Annotated in this window: 17 protein-coding genes and 1 pseudogene; 6 read left to right on the forward strand and 12 right to left on the reverse strand. The window is 71.4% G+C overall.

Features of this window, described 5'->3' with window-relative positions:
- Window positions 1–3: 3 nt before the first annotated feature.
- Entirely contained in the window at window positions 4–804 is an 801-nt protein-coding gene (locus ACFY5C_RS38240) for a DUF899 domain-containing protein (RefSeq protein ID WP_389453994.1), read from the reverse strand.
- A gap of 227 nt (window positions 805–1,031) precedes the next feature.
- Here ACFY5C_RS38240 and ACFY5C_RS38245 point away from each other — a divergent pair, with 227 nt between their 5' ends.
- Window positions 1,032–1,418: a metalloregulator ArsR/SmtB family transcription factor gene (locus ACFY5C_RS38245; RefSeq protein ID WP_389453996.1), complete on the forward strand. Its 387-nt coding sequence runs from the start codon at window positions 1,032–1,034 to the stop codon at window positions 1,416–1,418.
- Complete coding sequence (locus ACFY5C_RS38250) at window positions 1,415–1,906, forward strand: SRPBCC family protein (RefSeq protein WP_389453999.1); 492 nt, start codon at window positions 1,415–1,417, stop codon at window positions 1,904–1,906. The genes ACFY5C_RS38245 and ACFY5C_RS38250 overlap by 4 nt, the downstream gene beginning before the upstream one ends.
- 698 nt (window positions 1,907–2,604) lie before the next feature.
- On the opposite strand, the pseudogene ACFY5C_RS38255 reads toward ACFY5C_RS38250, so the two are convergent.
- Both ACFY5C_RS38255 and ACFY5C_RS38260 read right to left on the reverse strand, forming a co-directional pair.
- Window positions 2,605–2,954, reverse strand: a pseudogene (locus tag ACFY5C_RS38255) (aquaporin); the annotation flags it as partial.
- The gene (locus ACFY5C_RS38260) at window positions 2,951–3,328 is read right to left on the reverse strand and encodes an ArsR/SmtB family transcription factor (protein ID WP_389454002.1); all 378 of its coding nucleotides are present in this window, start codon (window positions 3,326–3,328) and stop codon (window positions 2,951–2,953) included. The gene ACFY5C_RS38260 and the pseudogene ACFY5C_RS38255, both read right to left, overlap by 4 nt.
- A gap of 105 nt (window positions 3,329–3,433) precedes the next feature.
- Between ACFY5C_RS38260 and arsM the strand changes: the two genes are divergently transcribed.
- Complete coding sequence (gene arsM, locus ACFY5C_RS38265) at window positions 3,434–4,192, forward strand: arsenite methyltransferase (RefSeq protein WP_389454005.1); 759 nt, start codon at window positions 3,434–3,436, stop codon at window positions 4,190–4,192.
- Here arsM and ACFY5C_RS38270 read toward each other — a convergent pair.
- From ACFY5C_RS38270 to ACFY5C_RS38280, 3 genes are all read right to left on the reverse strand, one after another.
- On the reverse strand, window positions 4,116–5,453 hold the full coding sequence (locus ACFY5C_RS38270) for an MFS transporter (protein WP_389454076.1): 1,338 nt from the start codon (window positions 5,451–5,453) through the stop codon (window positions 4,116–4,118). The two genes, arsM and ACFY5C_RS38270, sit on opposite strands and share 77 nt — an antisense overlap.
- Before the next feature lie 344 nt (window positions 5,454–5,797).
- Entirely contained in the window at window positions 5,798–6,553 is a 756-nt protein-coding gene (locus ACFY5C_RS38275; protein ID WP_389454008.1) for a dienelactone hydrolase family protein, read from the reverse strand.
- 123 nt (window positions 6,554–6,676) lie between these two features.
- Window positions 6,677–7,297, reverse strand: a complete 621-nt coding sequence (locus ACFY5C_RS38280) for an L-threonylcarbamoyladenylate synthase (protein ID WP_389454011.1) — start codon at window positions 7,295–7,297, stop codon at window positions 6,677–6,679.
- Window positions 7,298–7,470: 173 nt separating this feature from the next.
- On the opposite strand from ACFY5C_RS38280, the gene ACFY5C_RS38285 reads away from it, so the two are divergent.
- Entirely contained in the window at window positions 7,471–9,003 is a 1,533-nt protein-coding gene (locus tag ACFY5C_RS38285; protein WP_389454079.1) for a helix-turn-helix domain-containing protein, read from the forward strand.
- Window positions 9,004–9,128: 125 nt separating this feature from the next.
- On the opposite strand, the gene ACFY5C_RS38290 is transcribed toward ACFY5C_RS38285, so the two are convergent.
- Genes ACFY5C_RS38290 through ACFY5C_RS38315 form a run of 6 tightly spaced genes read right to left on the reverse strand, consistent with a single transcriptional unit; the run spans window position 9,129 to window position 14,546 of the window.
- Window positions 9,129–10,379, reverse strand: coding sequence for a cytochrome P450 (locus ACFY5C_RS38290; RefSeq protein WP_389454014.1), 1,251 nt, complete (start codon window positions 10,377–10,379; stop codon window positions 9,129–9,131).
- On the reverse strand, window positions 10,376–11,614 hold the full coding sequence (locus ACFY5C_RS38295) for a cytochrome P450 (RefSeq protein ID WP_389454017.1): 1,239 nt from the start codon (window positions 11,612–11,614) through the stop codon (window positions 10,376–10,378). The genes ACFY5C_RS38290 and ACFY5C_RS38295 overlap by 4 nt, the downstream gene beginning before the upstream one ends.
- Window positions 11,611–12,255, reverse strand: a complete 645-nt coding sequence (locus tag ACFY5C_RS38300; RefSeq protein ID WP_389454019.1) for an ATP/GTP-binding protein — start codon at window positions 12,253–12,255, stop codon at window positions 11,611–11,613. The genes ACFY5C_RS38295 and ACFY5C_RS38300 overlap by 4 nt, the downstream gene beginning before the upstream one ends.
- Window positions 12,224–12,589 (reverse strand): DUF742 domain-containing protein, encoded by a 366-nt coding sequence (locus tag ACFY5C_RS38305; protein ID WP_369268978.1) that lies wholly within the window; start codon window positions 12,587–12,589, stop codon window positions 12,224–12,226. The genes ACFY5C_RS38300 and ACFY5C_RS38305 overlap by 32 nt, the downstream gene beginning before the upstream one ends.
- Complete coding sequence (locus ACFY5C_RS38310) at window positions 12,586–13,008, reverse strand: roadblock/LC7 domain-containing protein (RefSeq protein WP_389454022.1); 423 nt, start codon at window positions 13,006–13,008, stop codon at window positions 12,586–12,588. The genes ACFY5C_RS38305 and ACFY5C_RS38310 overlap by 4 nt, the downstream gene beginning before the upstream one ends.
- Complete coding sequence (locus ACFY5C_RS38315) at window positions 13,005–14,546, reverse strand: ATP-binding protein (protein WP_389454026.1); 1,542 nt, start codon at window positions 14,544–14,546, stop codon at window positions 13,005–13,007. The genes ACFY5C_RS38310 and ACFY5C_RS38315 overlap by 4 nt, the downstream gene beginning before the upstream one ends.
- Before the next feature lie 294 nt (window positions 14,547–14,840).
- Here ACFY5C_RS38315 and ACFY5C_RS38320 point away from each other — a divergent pair, with 294 nt between their 5' ends.
- Complete coding sequence (locus ACFY5C_RS38320; protein ID WP_389454029.1) at window positions 14,841–15,077, forward strand: hypothetical protein; 237 nt, start codon at window positions 14,841–14,843, stop codon at window positions 15,075–15,077.
- Window positions 15,078–15,473: 396 nt separating this feature from the next.
- Window positions 15,474–17,252: a fatty acyl-AMP ligase gene (locus ACFY5C_RS38325; protein ID WP_389454032.1), complete on the forward strand. Its 1,779-nt coding sequence runs from the start codon at window positions 15,474–15,476 to the stop codon at window positions 17,250–17,252.
- The last annotated feature ends 16 nt before the right edge of the window (window positions 17,253–17,268 follow it).

Here is a 17,268-nt window from a genome sequence, read left to right on the forward strand (position 1 = left end):
TCGTCAGGTGTCGTATTCGTCGGGCAGCCGCAAACCGGGCCCGCCGACCTGCATTCCGAGAGGTTCCGCGCGGCCCTTCGGCTCCTCCCACACCTCCTGGCGGCCGAGGGCGGTGAGGTCCAGGTGCGGGTAGCCGTTGTGGAACTCCTCGATGCCGCGGCCGAACGTGGAGTAGGTGTGGAAGACGTCGTCCCCGGCGCGCAGAAACGCGCTGATGCCCGGGTAGTCGCCGCGCATGTCCTTTGACCACGGCGTTCCGGCCTCGGCCAGCTCGGCCTCGGTGCGCTGGTCGACCTCCACCGGTGCGACCCGCTCGTCGACGGTGGAGTGGAAGTCGTAGTTGAAGTCGCTGCCGGCCGAGGAATACCAGGGGAACGTCCACCCCATCCGCGCCCGGTACGCGGCGAGCTTCGCGTACGGCGCCCGGCTCACCGCGGCCAGCGTCGTGTTGCGGACGTGCAGCTGCCGCAACCTGGCGGGGATCTGGTCGGCCGCGGAGGAACAGCTCGAGCAGCCCGTGTCGCGGGGGTGCTCGGTGCCGTCCGCGTCGATGTCGTACGTCCACATGAAGTGGTGCATGACGAGCTGGGGCCGCCCCTCGAACAGGTCGAGCAGACCGACCTGCCCGTCCGGCCCCTCGAAGGTGTACGGCTTGTCGACGCGCACCATCGGCAGCCGCCGCCGCTCGGCGTTGACCCGGTCGCGGGCCCGCGTGAGCTCCTTCTCCTTGGCCAACAGCTCCCTGCGGGCGGCGACCCACTCCTCGCGCGAGACCACCGCCGGCAGGTTCGCCATCGAAGTCATCCGAGTTCTCCCCACACCTGGCGCTGACGGACGAAGCGGGCACACGTCCAGCTTGCGCCTGCCCCACCGTTGACGCATATCCGAGGTTGGGCCCCCTGCGCACCTCGCAGGTCCGCGTTTCGTCCAAGGGCCGTCGACCGGTCGCGCCGGCATCCCCGGCATGATCACCCGTGCCCCCGGCCCTGCCGCCCCCTGTTGATGCGTAACCGATGGGTTACGCTTTATCCGTGGACGAACTGACGGACGTGGCCGACGCGATCGCCGATCCCGTGCGACGGGAGATCCTGGTCATGTTGCGACACGCTCCACTGACAGCGGGCGACATCGCCGCCGGGTTCTCCATCAGCCGGCCGGCGGTGAGCCGCCATCTGCGTGTGCTGCGCGAGAGCGGCCTCGTCCGGGACGAGCAGGCCGGGCGTCATCGGCGCTATTCGCTCAACCCCTCCCGGCTGGGGCCTCTCGCCGCCTGGCTCGCCCAGTTCGACACCCGGCGCCCCGACTGGTCGCAGCGTCTCGCGGCGCTGGAGACCGAGGTCCACCGGACGCGCAGGGACCGCACCCGTTCGACCCCCGCCGGCACCCCGCGAACCGCGCACCAGGAGGACACGGCATGAACCCCGAACCCACCGGGCAGCTCGTACCCACCCCGACGGGGTACGACCTGATCATCACCCGCACCTACCGCGCCCCGGTCGACGACGTCTGGGCGAGTGTCACCGAACCGGACCGCACCGCCCGCTGGTTCGGCCCCTGGCGCGGCGAGGCGGGACCGGGCCGGACAGTCGAGGTGCAGTTGGTGTTCGAGGAGTCGGCACCCTGGTATCCGATGCGGATCGAAGCCTGCGAACCACCGCACCGACTCGCCGTCGTGACGGATGACGCCGTCGGCTCCTGGTCCCTGGAGCTTGTCCTGGCAGAGGCCGACGAAACCACCGAGCTCCGTCTGATCCACCACCTCAGCTCCACCGAGCAGCTCGGTGAGACCGGCCCGGGCTGGGAGTACTACCTGGACATGCTCACCGCCGCCCGCACGGGCGGGCCCCAGCCGGAATTCGAGCAGTACTACCCGGCGCAGAAGGCGTACTTCGAGTCCCTGATGTAGCCGGCAGTCGAGTGCCGCGCCGGTGGGGTGATGGGTCGTGGGGGCGCGGCGCAAATCTGGTCGCGGCCCGGGAACGGCGGAACTACCCTCGCCTGGGCCGGTCTTGCCTGCTGATCGGACGGCAGGACAGGCGGGCGGCCGGTTACGAGGCGGGGGGACAGCGAGACTTGGACGGTACGGAGCTCGTCGCGGGGGTGCGACGCGGGGACGCAGAGGCCGTAAGGGCCCTGCTGGAGTCGAAAGCCGCCCCGGACACGGTCGCGGATGACGGGCTGCCGGTGCTGTGCCTTGCGCTCACCGCCTTCGACGCCGGCGTCGCGCAGGCACTGGTCGAAGGCGGCGCGGATCCCGACCGGGTGCTGCCGGACGGCACGACTCCGCTGTTCCGGGCGGTCGACGACGGCTCACCGGCGATGGTGCAGGCCGTCCTGGGCCGAGAGCCGCGACTTCGCCTGCCCGAGGCGCAACGGGAGCGGCTGCTTGCCCTGGCCCGGCGCCTGCACGAGTCGGGCGCGGAGGACGAACTCCGGCACAGGACGGGCGCGTCCGGCCCCGCCCACCGGGTCCGGGTGCTGGACGACGAGTACGACCACGTGGACCAGCTGACCCTCGGCGGCCGCACGGTCCGCGCCGGGCACGGCGCGATCCTCACGGATCTGGAGTGGGCCTTCCGCACCGCTCGTGCGCGGAGAACCGCCCAGGGGCCTCGCGAACATGGCGTCGGCGAGGATCGCCCCGCCGACGGCACCGGCCACCTGGGCGGGGACGTATGCGGCGACCTCCCGCAGGGACGGTCCGGTGCCGGTGCGCCGGCCCGTGAACCAGGCCGCCAAGGTGACGGCCGGGTTGAAATGGGCGCCGGAGACGGGTCCGAGCAGCGTGATCAGCACGGCCAGGCCGAACACGGTGGCCAGGGAGTTGGCGAGGAGTTGCACGCCGATGCGGGCGACAGCGCGGTGGCCTGGATCCCGGAGCCGACGACGACGGTGACCAGCAGCCCGGTCCCGAGTGCCTCCGCGGCGGTGCGTCGGCCGAGCGAGGCGGTCATGCGGGCACCCGACCGGCCTGCGGGCTGGCGAGGAATCCGGCCAGACTGTCCAGGGCGCCCGGCAGCACCCAGTAGTACACCCACGTGCCACGGCGTTCGCAGTCGATCAGGCCGGCCTGGCGCAGCAGCTTGAGGTGGTGGGAGATCGTCGGCTGGGACAGGTCGAACGCGGGGGTCATCTCGCAGACGCAGACCTCGCCGCCCTCCCGTGAGGCGATCATCGACAGCAGACGCAGCCGGACCGGGTCCCCGAGCGCCTTGAACACCTTGGCCAGCTCCGTCGCCCCCTCGTCGTCCAGCGGTGCGGACGCCAGCCGGCCGCAGCAGGCGCCGTCCGTGTCCTGGCCGATCACCTCGAGCTCTTGTTTCGACATGCCTCTATGTTGACGTTCTTCGATCCAAGGCGCAAGCTTGCATCAAAGAACATCAATACAAGCCCGTCCGGGGCGTGACTGCGCCCCGTCACCCAGGAGTCAGACATGACTGAGCAGTCCACTGACCTGCGTGAGACCGTCCGCCTGCGATACGCCGCGGCAGCCGTGCAGGTCACCGAGGGCGGCACCGCCTGCTGCGGGCCGCAGCCCGTCGAGGTCGACGAGAACTTCGGCTCCACCCTCTACGCGGCCGACGAACGCGACGCGCTGCCCGCCGAAGCGGTGGCCGCCTCCCTCGGCTGCGGCAACCCCACGGCCGTCGCCGAGCTCCGTGAGGGCGACCGCGTCCTCGACCTCGGCTCGGGCGGCGGCATCGACGTCCTGCTCTCCGCCCGCCGCGTCGGCCCCACCGGCAAGGTGTACGGGCTGGACATGACCGACGAGATGCTCCGACTCGCGCTCGCCAACGCCGAGAAGGCGCGTGCGGCCAACGTCGAGTTCCTCAAGGGCGCCATCGAATCGATCCCGCTGCCCGCGGACAGCATCGACGTGGTGATCTCCAACTGCGTGATCAACTTGTCCGTCGACAAGTCCGCCGTCTTCGCCGAGACCTTCCGTGTCCTCAGGCCCGGCGGCCGCATCGGCGTCTCCGACGTCGTCGCCGACGACGCCCTCACCCCGCAGCAGCGGGCCGAGCGCGGCGACTACGCCGGTTGCATCGCCGGCGCCCTGTCCTTCGCCGAATACCGGCAGGGTCTGGAGACCGCGGGCTTCACCGACGTGGAGATCACCCCGACCCACGCGGTCGCCGACGGCATGCACTCCGCCATCGTCCGCGCCACCAAGCCCGCACCGGCACGGTAGGTGCCCGCGGCGCGTCGTGCGCGGCCGGGAGTTCCCGTCCCAGGAGTGCGAGTGGGGACAGCGCCATGATCACCGGGGACAGCAGCATGCCGGCCGCCGTCACCAGGAGACTTGTGCGCAGCCCCCACTCCTGGGCGAGGAATCCGCCGAGCAGGGAACCGAGCGGGGTCGACCCCATGCCGACGAACGTGATCGTCGCGGCCACGCGGCCCTGCATCCCGTCGGGAGTGACGGCCTGGCGCACGGCAATGACCGTGACATTCACCAACTGGCCGCCGAACCCGAACACGAAGCCGACCGCAAGGAGCGCGGGAACGGTCGTGGCGGAGGAGTGGTGCAGAGCAGGCACACACAGGAACACACCATCTCCTAGTGCCGCCGCACACACGAGCACGACACCATGGCCGAACCGGCGCGGCAGGTGCGCGGCCAGCAGAGCACCCAGCAGCGCACCCGGCCCCGTCGCAGCAAGCGCCAGCCCTACGACGGTGCCCGACAGATGCAGTTCCCGCGGCAGGAAAAGCAGATAGACGGTCATCATGGCCGCGAAGGAGAACTGGAAAGCGGCCGAGGCCAGGCACACGGTACGAAGCGCGGTACTGCCGGCGACGAAACGCAGGCCCTCATGAATCCGCCGCCGGACCTCAGGAGGCTGTTCCGGGCGTTCCGGGCGTTCCGGGCGTTCCGGAAGCGATTCGGATCGGCGGATTCGCCGGATCGACAGGAACGACAGCACGAAGAACAGCGCGCTGGAGGCGGCGGCAACCGGCGCCGACAGCAGCGATACCAACGCACCGCCGAGAGCGGGACCGCCGATCTGCGCCGCGGACCGGCTGCCCTCGAGCGCGCTGTTGCCCCGCACCAGTTGGTCGCGCTCCACCAGTCGTACGAGAGACGCCTGGTAAGCCACGTCGAAGAACACGGACAGCGACCCGACGGCGAAGGCGAGCGCGAGCAGGCCGGGCAGGCCGAGCAGACCGAACAGGCCGGTCAAGGCGGCGGCGCCCAGTGCCAGTGCCCGACCGACGTCCGCGAGCACCATGGTCGTACGGGTCCGCCACCTGTCCACCCACGCGCCGACGAAGAGCGAGAGCAACAGGATCGGCATCTGCCCGACCGCGCGAAGGGCGCCCAACTGGCCGGCACTGGCGTGGAGCGTCAGGACGGCGAAGAGCGGCAGAACCACCAGACTTGCGTGTTCGCCCAGTTGGGAGGCGGTCTGGCCCAGCCAAAGTCTGCGGAAGTCGGAGTTCCGCCACAGACTTGACGGGACAGGTCGACCCGAATCGGATACGGGGAGGGAAGGGGACGGCACAGGAATCCCTTGGGTTGCCGACAACGAGGCCCTCACCCGGCGCACCCGAGGGCGCACAACGGTTCGGGCAGGGGAGGGCTCGCTGTGCCACACCATCAAGGGCAGCACGCGATGACAGGCCCGACGGGGCCTACGACGTCAACGCGCGCCGGGAAGACCGACCATGTCTCAGCTCCTCGTGGCTGACTCGCTGCACCAGGACCCTAGCCCTCGGCGGCCCGACACGAAAGCCGCCCGCCCTCGACCCGGCGATGTCCGCGCGGACTGCGCCAAGCCCCGAGCACAGTGACTCAGAACGTCCGCCTCAGTAGATCGAGCAGCGCCGCCCAGTGCCGCTCGTCCGCGCTCTTGTCGTACGCGGCGGTGTCGGCCTGCGTGTATCCGTGGTGGGCGCCTTCGTAGACCTCGTACCGGTGGCGGACCCCGGCCTCGTCGAGCGCGGCGGCGAGGCGCTCCATCTGCTCGGGCGGCATCGAGTGGTCCGCGTCGGCGTGGCCGAAGTACAGCTCCGCGGTGACATGCTCGGCGGCCAGATGCGGGCTGTCCGGCGCGTCGGTCGCCAGCTGCCCGCCGTGGAAACCGGCCGCGGCTGCCACGCGCTCCGGGTAGGCACCGGCGGTGCGCAGGGCGAGCCGGGCGCCCATGCAGTAGCCGGTGAGGGCGACGGGGCCCTCGGTGAACTCGGGCCGCTCGGCCATCCAGCGCAGATACGCGCCGGCGTCCCGCATGGCGAGCTCGGGCGTCAGGGACTGCATCACCGGGCCGATGCTGTCGAACAGCCCGGGCCGCGTGGCGGGGTCGATGAACTCGGGCAGATCGAACACCGGGCTGCGCCCGTGCCGGTAGAAGACGTTCGGCACGAGGACCGCGTACCCGGCGCCGGCGAGCCGGTCGGCCATCGACCGCAGCTGCGGACGCAGCCCGAAGGCGTCCTGGTAGAGGAGGACACCCGGCCGGGGAAGGCCGTCGCCCGGGTGGGCCAGGTAGGCGTCCGCTGCACCGTCCTCGGTGGCGACATCCACGTCTGTTCCCTGTACGGAGGTCATGGGGCTGCCTCTCTGCGTGGTCCACGGCGAACGCGTCGCCGACCCGGCGGAACCCGGGTCGCGCACATGGTTTCAGGCACCACGCAATCGGGCTGCGGCAGCCCCTCCCCCTTGGGAACGGCTTTACTCGAACCGGGACGTGTCCCCGGCTCCCTTCCGCACGATCTCGGCCTCGCCGCCCGAGAAGTCGATCACCGTCGTCGGCTCGGTGCCGCAGTCCCCGGAGTCGACGACCGCGTCCAGCACGTGGTCGAGCCGGTCCTTGATCTCCCAGCCCTGGGTCATCGGCTCGTCCTCGTCCGGCAGCAGCAAGGTGCTGGACAGCAGCGGTTCCCCGAGCTCGGTGAGCAGCGCGTGAGTGACGACGTGGTCCGGGATGCGTACGCCGACCGTCTTCTTCTTCGGGTGCTGGAGCATGCGCGGCACCTCCCTCGTCGCGGGCAGGATGAACGTGTAGCTGCCGGGCGTGGACGCCTTGATCGCACGGAACACGTCGTTGTCCACCCGCACGAACTGGCCCAGCTGTGCGAAGTCCTGGCAGACGAGGGTGAAGTGGTGCCGGTCGTCCAGGCGGCGAATGGTCCGGATCCGGTCGATGCCGTCACGGCTGCCCAGCCGGCAGCCCAGCGCATAGCAGGAGTCCGTCGGATACGCGATGAGCGCACCCCCGCGGACGCTGTCGGCGACCTGGGAGATGGTGCGCGGCTGAGGATTGTCTGGGTGCACGTCGAAGTACTTCGCCATTCACCGAGCCTATGCCCTGGACGCAAGGCGGCTGCGCAGCCACGTAAGTCGCTGGTGCGTCCATGTATCGGTTCGGCTGGTCGGGCCGTCCGGCACGGCGTTGATGAGGGCGTGTGAGGTAACGTCCCGGGCGGTATGCCGTGAGTGACGTGCAGGACGAGGTGAAGGCCGACATGGCTGGCAGGGAGGACGGGGTCCGTCGGACGGGGCTGCGCAGCGACGATGACTCGGCGTGGGCGGAGGAGTTGCTGGTCCACCTGCGGCCGAACGGGCGGGACGTGGGCAGGGTCGTCGCCTGGCTCGCGGACGCCGTGCAGGGCACCGCTTCGCTGCAGGACGACACGGGCGCGCTGCTCGCGGGCACGCGACCGGATGTGGACCACGACCTCGCCGCGGCCGTCGCCGCCGGTCGCATCGCGTCGGCGGCCTGGGAGGGCCAGGGCCGACACCTGCGTATGGTCCGGGTGTCGTACCCGAACCCGGCGTCGGCGGGCGTGCTCTGCGTGTCCCGCGAGACCCCCTTCGACCGGCGCAGCTCGGACATCGTCACGCACACCGTCCAGGTCATCGAACTGCTGCTGAAGGCGGGCGAGACGACCGCCGCCGGACGCCGGCTCGAACGGGCGACGTCCGATCTGCGGCTGGCGATCCTGCAGTTGCTGATGGTGGAGGACACCGTCTCGGCGCGGCGCGTCGCCGCGGGCCTGTGGCCCGGACTGCTGGACACGGACTCCGCCTGCGTCTACGTCGTGGAGTGCACCGTGCAGGAGCGCGACCGGCTCGCCGAGGAGTGCATCGACGTGACCGGCGAGCAGGCGCTGGTCGTCCTGTGCCCGGCGGTGGACGAGCACGTCATAGTCGTCACGCCCGGCGAGGCCGCGGCCCGGGAACTGCGGACGCTGATCGCTCCCCGCCCGCGCACCTTCCTCGGCGGCAGCGCCCGGCAGAGCCTGGCCCGCACGGCCACCGCCTACGGGCAGGCAGTGAGCGCCCTCGCCGTGGCGCACTTTCGCCCCGGGAAGGCCGCGGTCTACGCCGAACGCACCCACCCCGAGCGCCTGATCGATCCGGCGCCGCTGCGCGAATGGGCGGCCCGGGTGCTGCACCCGCTCGACACCCTCGCGCACCACACCCGCGCCGAACTGCTCGCCACCACCCGGCTCGGCCTGGAGTTCACGGCCGTGAGCGCGGCCAAGGTCCTGGGCGTCAGCCGCAACACCGTCCGCGCCCGGATGGAACGCGTGGAAGCCCTGCTGGGTACGGACTTCTCCGACCTGACCGCCCGTGCCGTGGTCCATCTGGCACTCAACGCCCAGGTGAGCCTGGCGGACGTACCCGCCGCCGGGGGTTGCGGGCAAGCTGCTCAGGCATCGCTGGGTGACCTGCTGTCCGGGCCCGCCCTGCGCACCTGGGCGCACGACGTGCTCGCGCGCCTGGACAACGACACGCGTGACCTGCGCCGGACCCTGCGCACCTGGATCGCGGAGGGAGGTAACGCCGAACGTGCGGCGCAGACCCTCGGCGTGCACGCCCAGACCGTCCGAGAGCACGTCCGCAGCGCGGAACCCGTTCTGGAACGCCAGCTCCTCGCCGGCGGCAGCGACCTGTACGAGGTCGTCCTGGCCCATCTCGCCGTGGGTGATCTGGACCAGCCCGCCCTGCCCGCCCCGGAATCGGGCCTTCCGGACTCACTTGTGCACAGGTGAGTCCCGGGGGCGGCACATCGGGCACGAATGAGATACCCAACGCCTCCGCCGTCGACGTAGGTTCGTCTTCCCGCGGGGGCACGACCGGAACGGGGGACCGGTCGCGTCCCCGCGCGCGAGGCCGTTCAGGCCCGAAGCCGCACCAAGATCTCCTGCCATCCGAACGCGATGAACGACGGCACCTGACGCAGCTCGTCCGCACCGACGGCCTGCTGCAGGTCAGGGAAGCGGTCGAAGAGGGCGGGCAACGCCGTCAGGGCCTCGACGCGGGCGAGCGGAGCGCCGATGCACCGGTGCACCCCGATCCCGAACGCCAGATGGTCGTCGGCCCCGCGCGACGCGTCGAAGCTGTCCGCGTCCGGCCCGTAGTGCACAGGATCCAGCCCGGCGGCGGCATACGTGGTGATGATGGCGTCCCCAGCGGCCATGGTCACGTCGCCGACCTCGATGTCGGTGACGGCGAACCGCAGGGGCAGGGACGCGATCGACGGATGCACTCGAAGCGTCTCGTCGATGACCGCGTCCCAGCCGATTTCCCCCGAGCGTACGGCCGCCAGCTGCTCGGGGTGGGTCAGCAGGGCGACGACCGCGTTGCCGATGAGGTTGACGGTCGTCTCGAACCCGGCGCCGATCACGAGGAGCAGCGTGTACACCAGCTCCTCGTCGCTGAGCCGGTCGCCGTCCTCGTCGCGCACCCGGATCAGCTCGGTCGTCAGATCGTCCCCGGGATGCTCGGTGCGGTGGGCGATCAGCGCCCCCAGCACGGCGCCGATCTGCTGCTGCACGAACGCGGCGTGCTCCGGGCTCGGGTCGGAGGTGTCCATGATGGCCGCGATGAGCTCGGCGGTGTCCTCCCGCAACTCCTCGGGTACCCCGAACAGTTCGCAGATCATCCGCATGGGCAGCGGGTGGGCGAACCCGGCCTTCAGGTCGACGACCGCGCCGCTCGCGTCGTCCGCGCCGGCCTTGTCGAGTGCGTTGAGCAGCTCCGCGGTGATCGCCTCCACCCGCGGTCGCATCTTCTCCGTGCGCCGCTGGGTGAAGCTCGGTGCGACCAGCCTCCGCAGCCGTGTGTGGTCGGCGCCGTACGTCGACAGCATGTTGATCACGCCGACCCAGCCCAGGATCCAGCCCCAGGAGGGGTGTTCGCCGATCTCGGGCCATAGCCGCCAGTGCTGTCGGGGGTCCTTGCTGACCCGCGGGTCGAGGATGAGGTTCTTCAGGGTGTCGTAGCCCGTGGGCGCCCACGCGGGGATGCCGCCGGGCAGCTCCACCGGCACGACCGGGCCGAGGGCGCGCAGCCGGGCGCTCTCAGCGGCGATGTCGGCGCCGAACGGGTCGATGGCGACGCGGTCGGTGCGGTCGGTCACGGTCACGACGGAACTCCTGGCTGGTCGGGGGAGCGGGGGCTGAACCGGACGGGCAGTGAGGTCAGCGAGCGGTGGAAGGGGCCGGGCCGCCAGGCCAGGCGCTCCCGGGGCAGGACCGGCTCCAGGTCCGGCAGCCACTGGGTGAGCCGCTCGATCGCCTCGGTGGCGATGAGCAGCGTGTGCTGCCGGACCGGGCAGGCGTGCGGGCCCGCCGACCAGGACAGGTGCGAGGCGTCCTTGGGGTGGCGTCCACTGGTGACCTCCTGCGCGGCGAAGTGCGCGAGCGCCCCGTAGGAGACGACCACCGGCACCGCGGCCCTGATCCACGTGCCGTGGAAGGACACCGGGTTGCGGGCGTAGTGGATGCCGTAGTTGGCGAGCGGCGTCTCGTGATGGAGGACCTCTACGACCGCGTCCATCACGGGACGGGCGCCGCTGGTGAGCGTGGAGTAGTACTGCGGGTTGCCGAGGATGCGGGAGAGCGCGTTCGACACCAGGTTGGCCGTCGGCTCGTGCCCGGCGCCGAGGGTGAGGAACACCTGCCAGGTGACCTCCTCGGGGGTGAGCCCGGCGGGGTGGTCGAGCAGCCGGCTCGGCAGGTCGTCGCCCCGCCGCTGCGCCTTGGCCGCGATCAGCTCCAGTACGTAGCCGCCGAACTCCGCCTCGCCCTCGGCCGCTTCGGCGCCGCCCTCCATCAGCTTGCCCAGCGCGGCGTTGAGCCGGTCGCTCTGGCTGTCGGGCATCCCGAAGAGACTGTTGAACACCAGCGCCATCAGCGGCCGGGTGAACTCGGCCACCAGATCGGCCTCGCCCTTCGGACCGAACCGGCCCACCAGCACCCGTACCGCCCTGTGCACGCGCGCCCGCAGGTCGTGCGGTTCGATCAGGTCGAAGGTGTCGATCAGTGCGGCGCGGTAGCGGACGTGAGCCGCGCCGTCGGCGAACAGCGTGTTGGGCCGCCAGCGCATCATGCCCAGGATCGGCGAATCGTCGGCGACCGTGGCCTCCCACGGCCGTGGGTCGTGCGAGAACGTTTCCGTGTCGTGCAGCAGATCCAGCGCCGCCCGCCGGTCGGTGACGACGTACGCCGGTACGCCCGGCGCCAACTCCGCCCAGCCGACCGGACCCTGGGCGCGCAGGGAGTCGTAGTAGCGGTACGGGTCCAGCGCGAAGCCGTCCTCCCACAGCCGCACGGGGGCGGAGCGGGTGAAGGCCTGCCGGTCGGGGGAGTGGGTGGTCACCGGTCCTCCGGAGCGTGACGGTCGATCAGGTGCTGGACCAGCGCGAGCAGCGCGTCGACGGACGAGTCGGCCTCCCGCGCGTCACAGGTCACCATGGGTGTGCCCGCCTCCAGGTCCAGGGCGGCGCGCAGCTGTTCCTCGGTGTGGTGCCGGGGCGCGTCCGGAAAGGCGTTGAAGGCGACCGCGTACGGCAGCCCCGTCTCCTCCACCAGCCCCAGCACGTCGAACGACGCGTCGATCCGCCGGCTGTCGACCAGGACCAGGGCGCCCAGCGCGCCGTAGGCGATGTCGTCCCACAGCGCCCGGAACCTCTCCTGCCCGGGCGTGCCGAACAGATACAGCACGACCCCGCCGGGCAGGCTGATCCGGCCGAAGTCGACGGCGACGGTGGTCGTCGTCTTGTCCCGCACCCCGGCGAGGTCGTCCACCTGTGCGGACGCCTCACTGAGCGGCTCCTCGGTGTGCAGGGGCCGGATCTCGGAGACGGAGTCGATCAGGGTCGTCTTGCCCACGCCGAACGGGCCGGCGACCAGGATCTTGACCAGGTCGCGGGCGGTGTCGGGCAGGTGGATGTCCGCGGCCGGGCCTGCCGTGTCGCGGACATCGGGGTCACGGGTGGTGCTTGAGGGCGCGAAGGCCATCGGCCACTCTCTTCAGCAGGTCGGGGTCGAAGCGTCCGGCGGGCGGGATCGGCGCACGGGCCAGCGCCAGGTCCCGGTCGACGAGTTCGGCCGCCAGGACACGCACCGCGGACACCGGCAGCCGCAGCAGCGCCGCGGCCTCCACGACCGTCAGCGACCCGGCGTCCAGGGCGTCCAGCAGGGCGAGTTGGGCGGCCGGCAGACCGGTCGGCGCGGGGGTGCCGGTGCCCGTGAGCACCGACAGCCGCTCCAGCTGGGGCCGGCTCGGCCGGGCCACACCGCCGGTGGACAGATACGCGGGAACCAGGGGACGGCCGCCGCGGCGGCCCGTCATGCCCGTGCGTCGCCGTCGCCGCCTCGGGCCGCGGCGGCCATCGCCTTCTCGCCCAGCCGCGCCACCTGCGAGTGCACCCGGTGCGCGAGCAGGTCCAGACGCACCTCCTCGTCCCCGTAGGCGGCCACGCAGGTGCCGTGGTCCGTCGGCACGATGAGCACATACCCGTGGTCCGACTCGATCACCACCTGCCGTACCTCGGCGCCCTCCCGGTCGGCGAACGCGGCAGCCGCCGTACGGCACGCCGCCTGCACGGTGCTGGTGATCGCGGCCACCCGCTCGGCCGAGGGCCGGGTGAGCGCGTCGGTGTACCCGGTCACCAGTCCGTCCCGCGTGAGCAGCACGGCGGCGACCACGTGCGGCACCTGCAGGATCGGTTCGAGCACCCACGCCGTTTCTCCTGTATCGCGGCTGGTCATCGAGCCGTTCCCCCTTCATGGTCGGTCTGTTCGGTGTCGTTCGCCGCGGCTTGGGCCGGCCGCTGCGCCGCACCCTCGCTCCGCGGCTCGGTCTTCGGTACGGCGGAGGTGTCGTCGGCGTCCTCGTCGGCCGCGGAACGGGCGGCCGCGGTACCCGCCTGCAGCGCACCCAGTGCGGCGGCGGCCCGCTCCGGTCGGCGTACCGCGGGCCGAGACGCGGGCATGTCGCGCGCCGCCGCGGCTACCTGCGCACGACGCCGGCGCCGGGGCAGACCACCCGTGTCGCTCGGCGCGTGATGCCCGGACACGGGGCCGGCGGCATCGGCGTCCTGCTCGGCGCCGTATCCGTGCGCGGCGCCGGACGCCTCGGTTCCCGGGGCCGCGTCGGCGGATGCCTCGGTCCCGGGGCCTTCGCTGACGGATGCCTGGGTTGCGGTGTCGGCGGTGGCTTCGTCCCGGGAGGCTGTGCGTGTGGAGCGCGGCGCACTTGCCGCGGGCGGTCGTTCGGCGGGGTCGATATGGCTGAGCAGATGGCTGTCGACGCGCAGCACCGCCCGGACCCCGCCGTAGGGAGACGGCGAGGACACGTCCACGCTCAGATCGAACTGCCTGGTCAGCTGCCCGATCGCGGCGAGACCCATGCGCGGCGGATCGCCGAGGTCGGTGAGGAGAATGGGCTGCGAATCCGCCACCAGCCGCTGCGCGCGGGTGCGTTCCTCCGGGGTCATGCCCAGGCCCGCGTCGTCGACCGTGACGCAGACGCCGTGATGGACGTGCTCGAGGTTGACCACGACGTCCGTGTCCGGTGCGGAGTGCCGCAGAGCGTTGTCGAGGAGTTCGGCGACGATGATGGCGACGGGCTCCACGGCGTGGGACACGAGCGCGGTGCCGGCGGTCAGGTGGTTGTGGACCCGGACCCGGTGGTATCCCGAGAGCCGGGCCTGGCCGCCGGTCACCGCCTCCACCAGGTGCGACTCCTCCCGGGCGAGCCCGACCCACGCCCCGCACACCACGGCCGCGACCTGCGCCCGCCGCAGCGACTGCTCGTTCTCGTGGTCCAGTTGGAACAGGGTCTGCGCCAACTCCGGCTCGTCGTATTTCTGTTGAAGCTGACGCAGGGCGTCCTGGAGCCGGTACAGGGCCGCCTGGATCTCGCGCGTGGCCCCGCGCATACCGGCCTGCGCCGCCGCGTCGATGCGCGTGCGCTGGGCGGTCAGCTCCGTGCGCAGCCCGTTCAGCACGTTCTCCAGCGCGGGTCCCAGCGGCGACTTCGCGGTCTGCGGATGCAGCGGGCCCGGTACGGCGACATGGGGGTGAGCCAGCTGACGTGCGGCGGCCGGGACGCGCTGCGTCGCCAGATGCTCCACTTCCGATGTGAACGCGCGCAGCACGCCTTCGAGTTGGCGGCGCAGTTCGGCGATCTCGGCCCGCTGCCTGGCCTGTTGGCGCTGTGCGTGCAGCAACCCGCCGCCCAGGGCGAGCGCGGACAGCATGCCGACGGCGAGACCGCCGGTCGCCAGGTCCGGTAGTTCGATCATCGAGTCGGTTTCCCAGGAAGTCGGTTCGGGGCAGTCGGGCAGCGCTCGGTCCGCGGCCGTGGGACGAGGCGTTCGCAGCACAGTACACACCGTCATCGACCGATCTCGCACGGTCGATCGATACTTGATTTCGCAACTGCCGGAACTCTGCTCGCTTCTGCCTGAGACTGTCTGTATTGCCTACGGCGTACGGGAGTTGGTGTCTTTGTCCGCCCCCTGGGGGTGTCGTGTGTGCCGGGCCGGACGACGGGTACTCGGCGAGGCCAGAAACGAGAACGCCGGAGGAGGCCAGGCATGACCAGTGGCACCGAGGCCGGTGGCGTGACCGGTACGCAGGACAAGGACTACAACCTGATCTGGTACGTCGAAGCGTGCCTGAACAACGCGCTGCGGTTGGAGACCTACATCGAGGACGCGGAGCGCAGCAAGGACACCGAGGTGGCCGACCTGTTCCGCAAGGCCCAGGCGGACAGCCGCAAGGGCGCCGAACTGGGCAAGGATCTCCTGCGCAGGCGGCTGAGCGGCGGCTGACCGAGAGATCGACCGTAACGGCCCGGACAACTGCGGGACCCGGACACCCGGGTAGCCGTGGCGTCCGGGCTCTCGTCTGTCCGGGACTGGTTCCCTCCGGATGCGGCCGATCGGGTGTGCGACATACTTCACTGCGCGAGCTGTGCTCGGACACGTAGGGTTTACACCCGTTCGGCCCGTCGGACCGAACGGAGTTGCTATCGTGCAGCTCGCCGGTAGCAAGCCACACGGGGGATGTGAGGAGTCGGCGGATCAGCGTCGTCGCTCCTCGGCGAGTCGTCGGGACGAACGGTCGGGCAAGGGGGCCCGGGTCGATCAGGCTGCTGCGTCCATCCAGCAGCTGAGCCTCGAACTCCAGTTCCTCGCCCACCGATCCAGACAGGTGAGACTCGCAACATGGTTCGATCCCTGGTCGATCTGCTGACCAAGCACGCCGCCCACCACCCCGACCGAACCGCCTACCGCTACCTCGTCACCGGCGACGGTGACGGTGAGATCCAGGAGATCTCGTACGGCCGTCTCGCCGACCGGTCCCACGCCGTCGCCGCCTGGCTTCAGGAGCGCGGCCTGGCCGGCTCCCGCGCCATGCTGCTGTACCCGCCCGGCCCCGAGTTCATCTGCGGCTACCTCGGCTGTCTCTCGGCCGGTGTGGTGGCCGTCCCCGGCGTCCCGCCCCAGGGCCGTTCGCAGAACCACCGCGCCCTCACCCGGATGAAGCGGCTCATCGCCGACGCCGACGCCAAGGTGATCCTGGGCGGCCGCGAGGTGATCACGGCCCTGGCCGGCATGGTGGAGCACCTGCCGGAGCTCGCCGACATCACCTGCGTCGCCACCGAGGACATCCCCGACGAGGCTGCCGCCGCCTGGCGCGAGCCCGACCTCACCGCCGACTCGGTCGCCTTCCTCCAGTACACCTCCGGCTCCACCTCCGCCCCGCGCGGCGTCATGGTCACCCACGGAAACCTGCTGGACAACGAGCGGGTCATCACCGAGCGCATGGGCCACACACCGGACGCCCTCGCCGAGTACGACCACGAGATGTTCGTCAGCTGGCTGCCCGTGTACCACGACATGGGCCTCATAGGCCCCGTCCTCAACACGGTCTACCTCGGCGCGACCGCCACCCTCTTCTCTCCGCTGCACTTCCTGCAGCAGCCCCAGCGCTGGCTGACCGCGATCAGCCGCTACCGCCCGCATACGAGCGGCGGCCCCAACTTCGCGTACGAACTCTCACTCAAGCACGCCGGCCCCGGACTCCTCGACGGCCTCGACCTCAGCAGCTGGCGCGTGGCGTTCAACGGCGCCGAGCCCGTACGCGCCGCCACCCTGCGCCGCTTCACCGAGACCTTCGCCCCGGCCGGCTTCCGCCGCGAGGCCCTCTACCCCTGCTACGGCCTGGCCGAGGCCACCCTCATGGTCACCGGCGGCACGGTCCACACCCCGCCCACCCTGCTCCAGGCGCCCGAGACCGGCCCGCACGCCGGCCGGACCGACGCCGCGGCCGTCAGCTCGGGCCGCCCCGGACCGGACCTCACCGTCGCCATCGCCGACCCCGAACGGCACGAGGAACTGCCCGAGGGTGAGGTCGGCGAGATCTGGGTGCGCGGCGCGAGCGTCACCAAGGGCTACTGGCGCAACGCGCTGGCCACCCGCGAGACCTTCCGCGCGACGCTGGCCGGGCACGAGGGCCGCTTCCTGCGCACCGGCGACCTCGGATTCCTGCGGGACGGCGAACTGTTCGTCACCGGGCGCCTGAAGGACCTCATCGTCATCGACGGACGCAACCACTATCCGCAGGACCTGGAACTGACCGCCGAGATGGCCCATCCGGCACTGCGTCCCGGTTGCACCGCCGCGTTCTCCGTGGAAGCCGTGGAAGCCGTGGAATCCGTGGAAGCCGCGGGTTCCCTGGCACGGGACGACGGGGGAGCGGGCGGCGAGCAGCCCGTCATCGTCGCCGAGATCGCCCCGGACGCGGCGGCCGAGGCGGAGAAGATCATCGACGTCATCCGCAGCGGGATCGGCGAGGCCCACGGCCTGTCGGTGCGGGACGTCGTCCTCGTCCAGCCGGGCACCATCCCCAAGACCTCCAGCGGCAAGATCCAGCGCCGGGCCTCCCGCGCGGCCTACCTGGGCGGCACCCTCGCCGTGCTCGAGGCGCCCGTCCTGAGCTGACCCCGCCCGGTCCACC

The organism is Streptomyces sp. NPDC012935 (assembly GCF_042900345.1).
Taxonomy (GTDB): domain Bacteria; phylum Actinomycetota; class Actinomycetes; order Streptomycetales; family Streptomycetaceae; genus Streptomyces.

Coding starts and splice junctions, on each gene's coding strand:
- ACFY5C_RS38285 (WP_389454079.1), top strand. CDS start 7,471: ATGGCTGGCAGGGAGGACGGGGTCCGTCGGACGGGGCTGCGCAGCGAC.
- ACFY5C_RS38325 (WP_389454032.1), top strand. CDS start 15,474: ATGGTTCGATCCCTGGTCGATCTGCTGACCAAGCACGCCGCCCACCAC.
- ACFY5C_RS38280 (WP_389454011.1), bottom strand. CDS start 7,297: ATGGCGAAGTACTTCGACGTGCACCCAGACAATCCTCAGCCGCGCACC.
- ACFY5C_RS38240 (WP_389453994.1), bottom strand. CDS start 804: ATGACTTCGATGGCGAACCTGCCGGCGGTGGTCTCGCGCGAGGAGTGG.
- ACFY5C_RS38260 (WP_389454002.1), bottom strand. CDS start 3,328: ATGTCGAAACAAGAGCTCGAGGTGATCGGCCAGGACACGGACGGCGCC.
- ACFY5C_RS38275 (WP_389454008.1), bottom strand. CDS start 6,553: ATGACCTCCGTACAGGGAACAGACGTGGATGTCGCCACCGAGGACGGT.
- ACFY5C_RS38250 (WP_389453999.1), top strand. CDS start 1,415: ATGAACCCCGAACCCACCGGGCAGCTCGTACCCACCCCGACGGGGTAC.
- ACFY5C_RS38320 (WP_389454029.1), top strand. CDS start 14,841: ATGACCAGTGGCACCGAGGCCGGTGGCGTGACCGGTACGCAGGACAAG.
- ACFY5C_RS38310 (WP_389454022.1), bottom strand. CDS start 13,008: ATGACCAGCCGCGATACAGGAGAAACGGCGTGGGTGCTCGAACCGATC.
- ACFY5C_RS38305 (WP_369268978.1), bottom strand. CDS start 12,589: ATGACGGGCCGCCGCGGCGGCCGTCCCCTGGTTCCCGCGTATCTGTCC.
- arsM (WP_389454005.1), top strand. CDS start 3,434: ATGACTGAGCAGTCCACTGACCTGCGTGAGACCGTCCGCCTGCGATAC.
- ACFY5C_RS38300 (WP_389454019.1), bottom strand. CDS start 12,255: ATGGCCTTCGCGCCCTCAAGCACCACCCGTGACCCCGATGTCCGCGAC.
- ACFY5C_RS38315 (WP_389454026.1), bottom strand. CDS start 14,546: ATGATCGAACTACCGGACCTGGCGACCGGCGGTCTCGCCGTCGGCATG.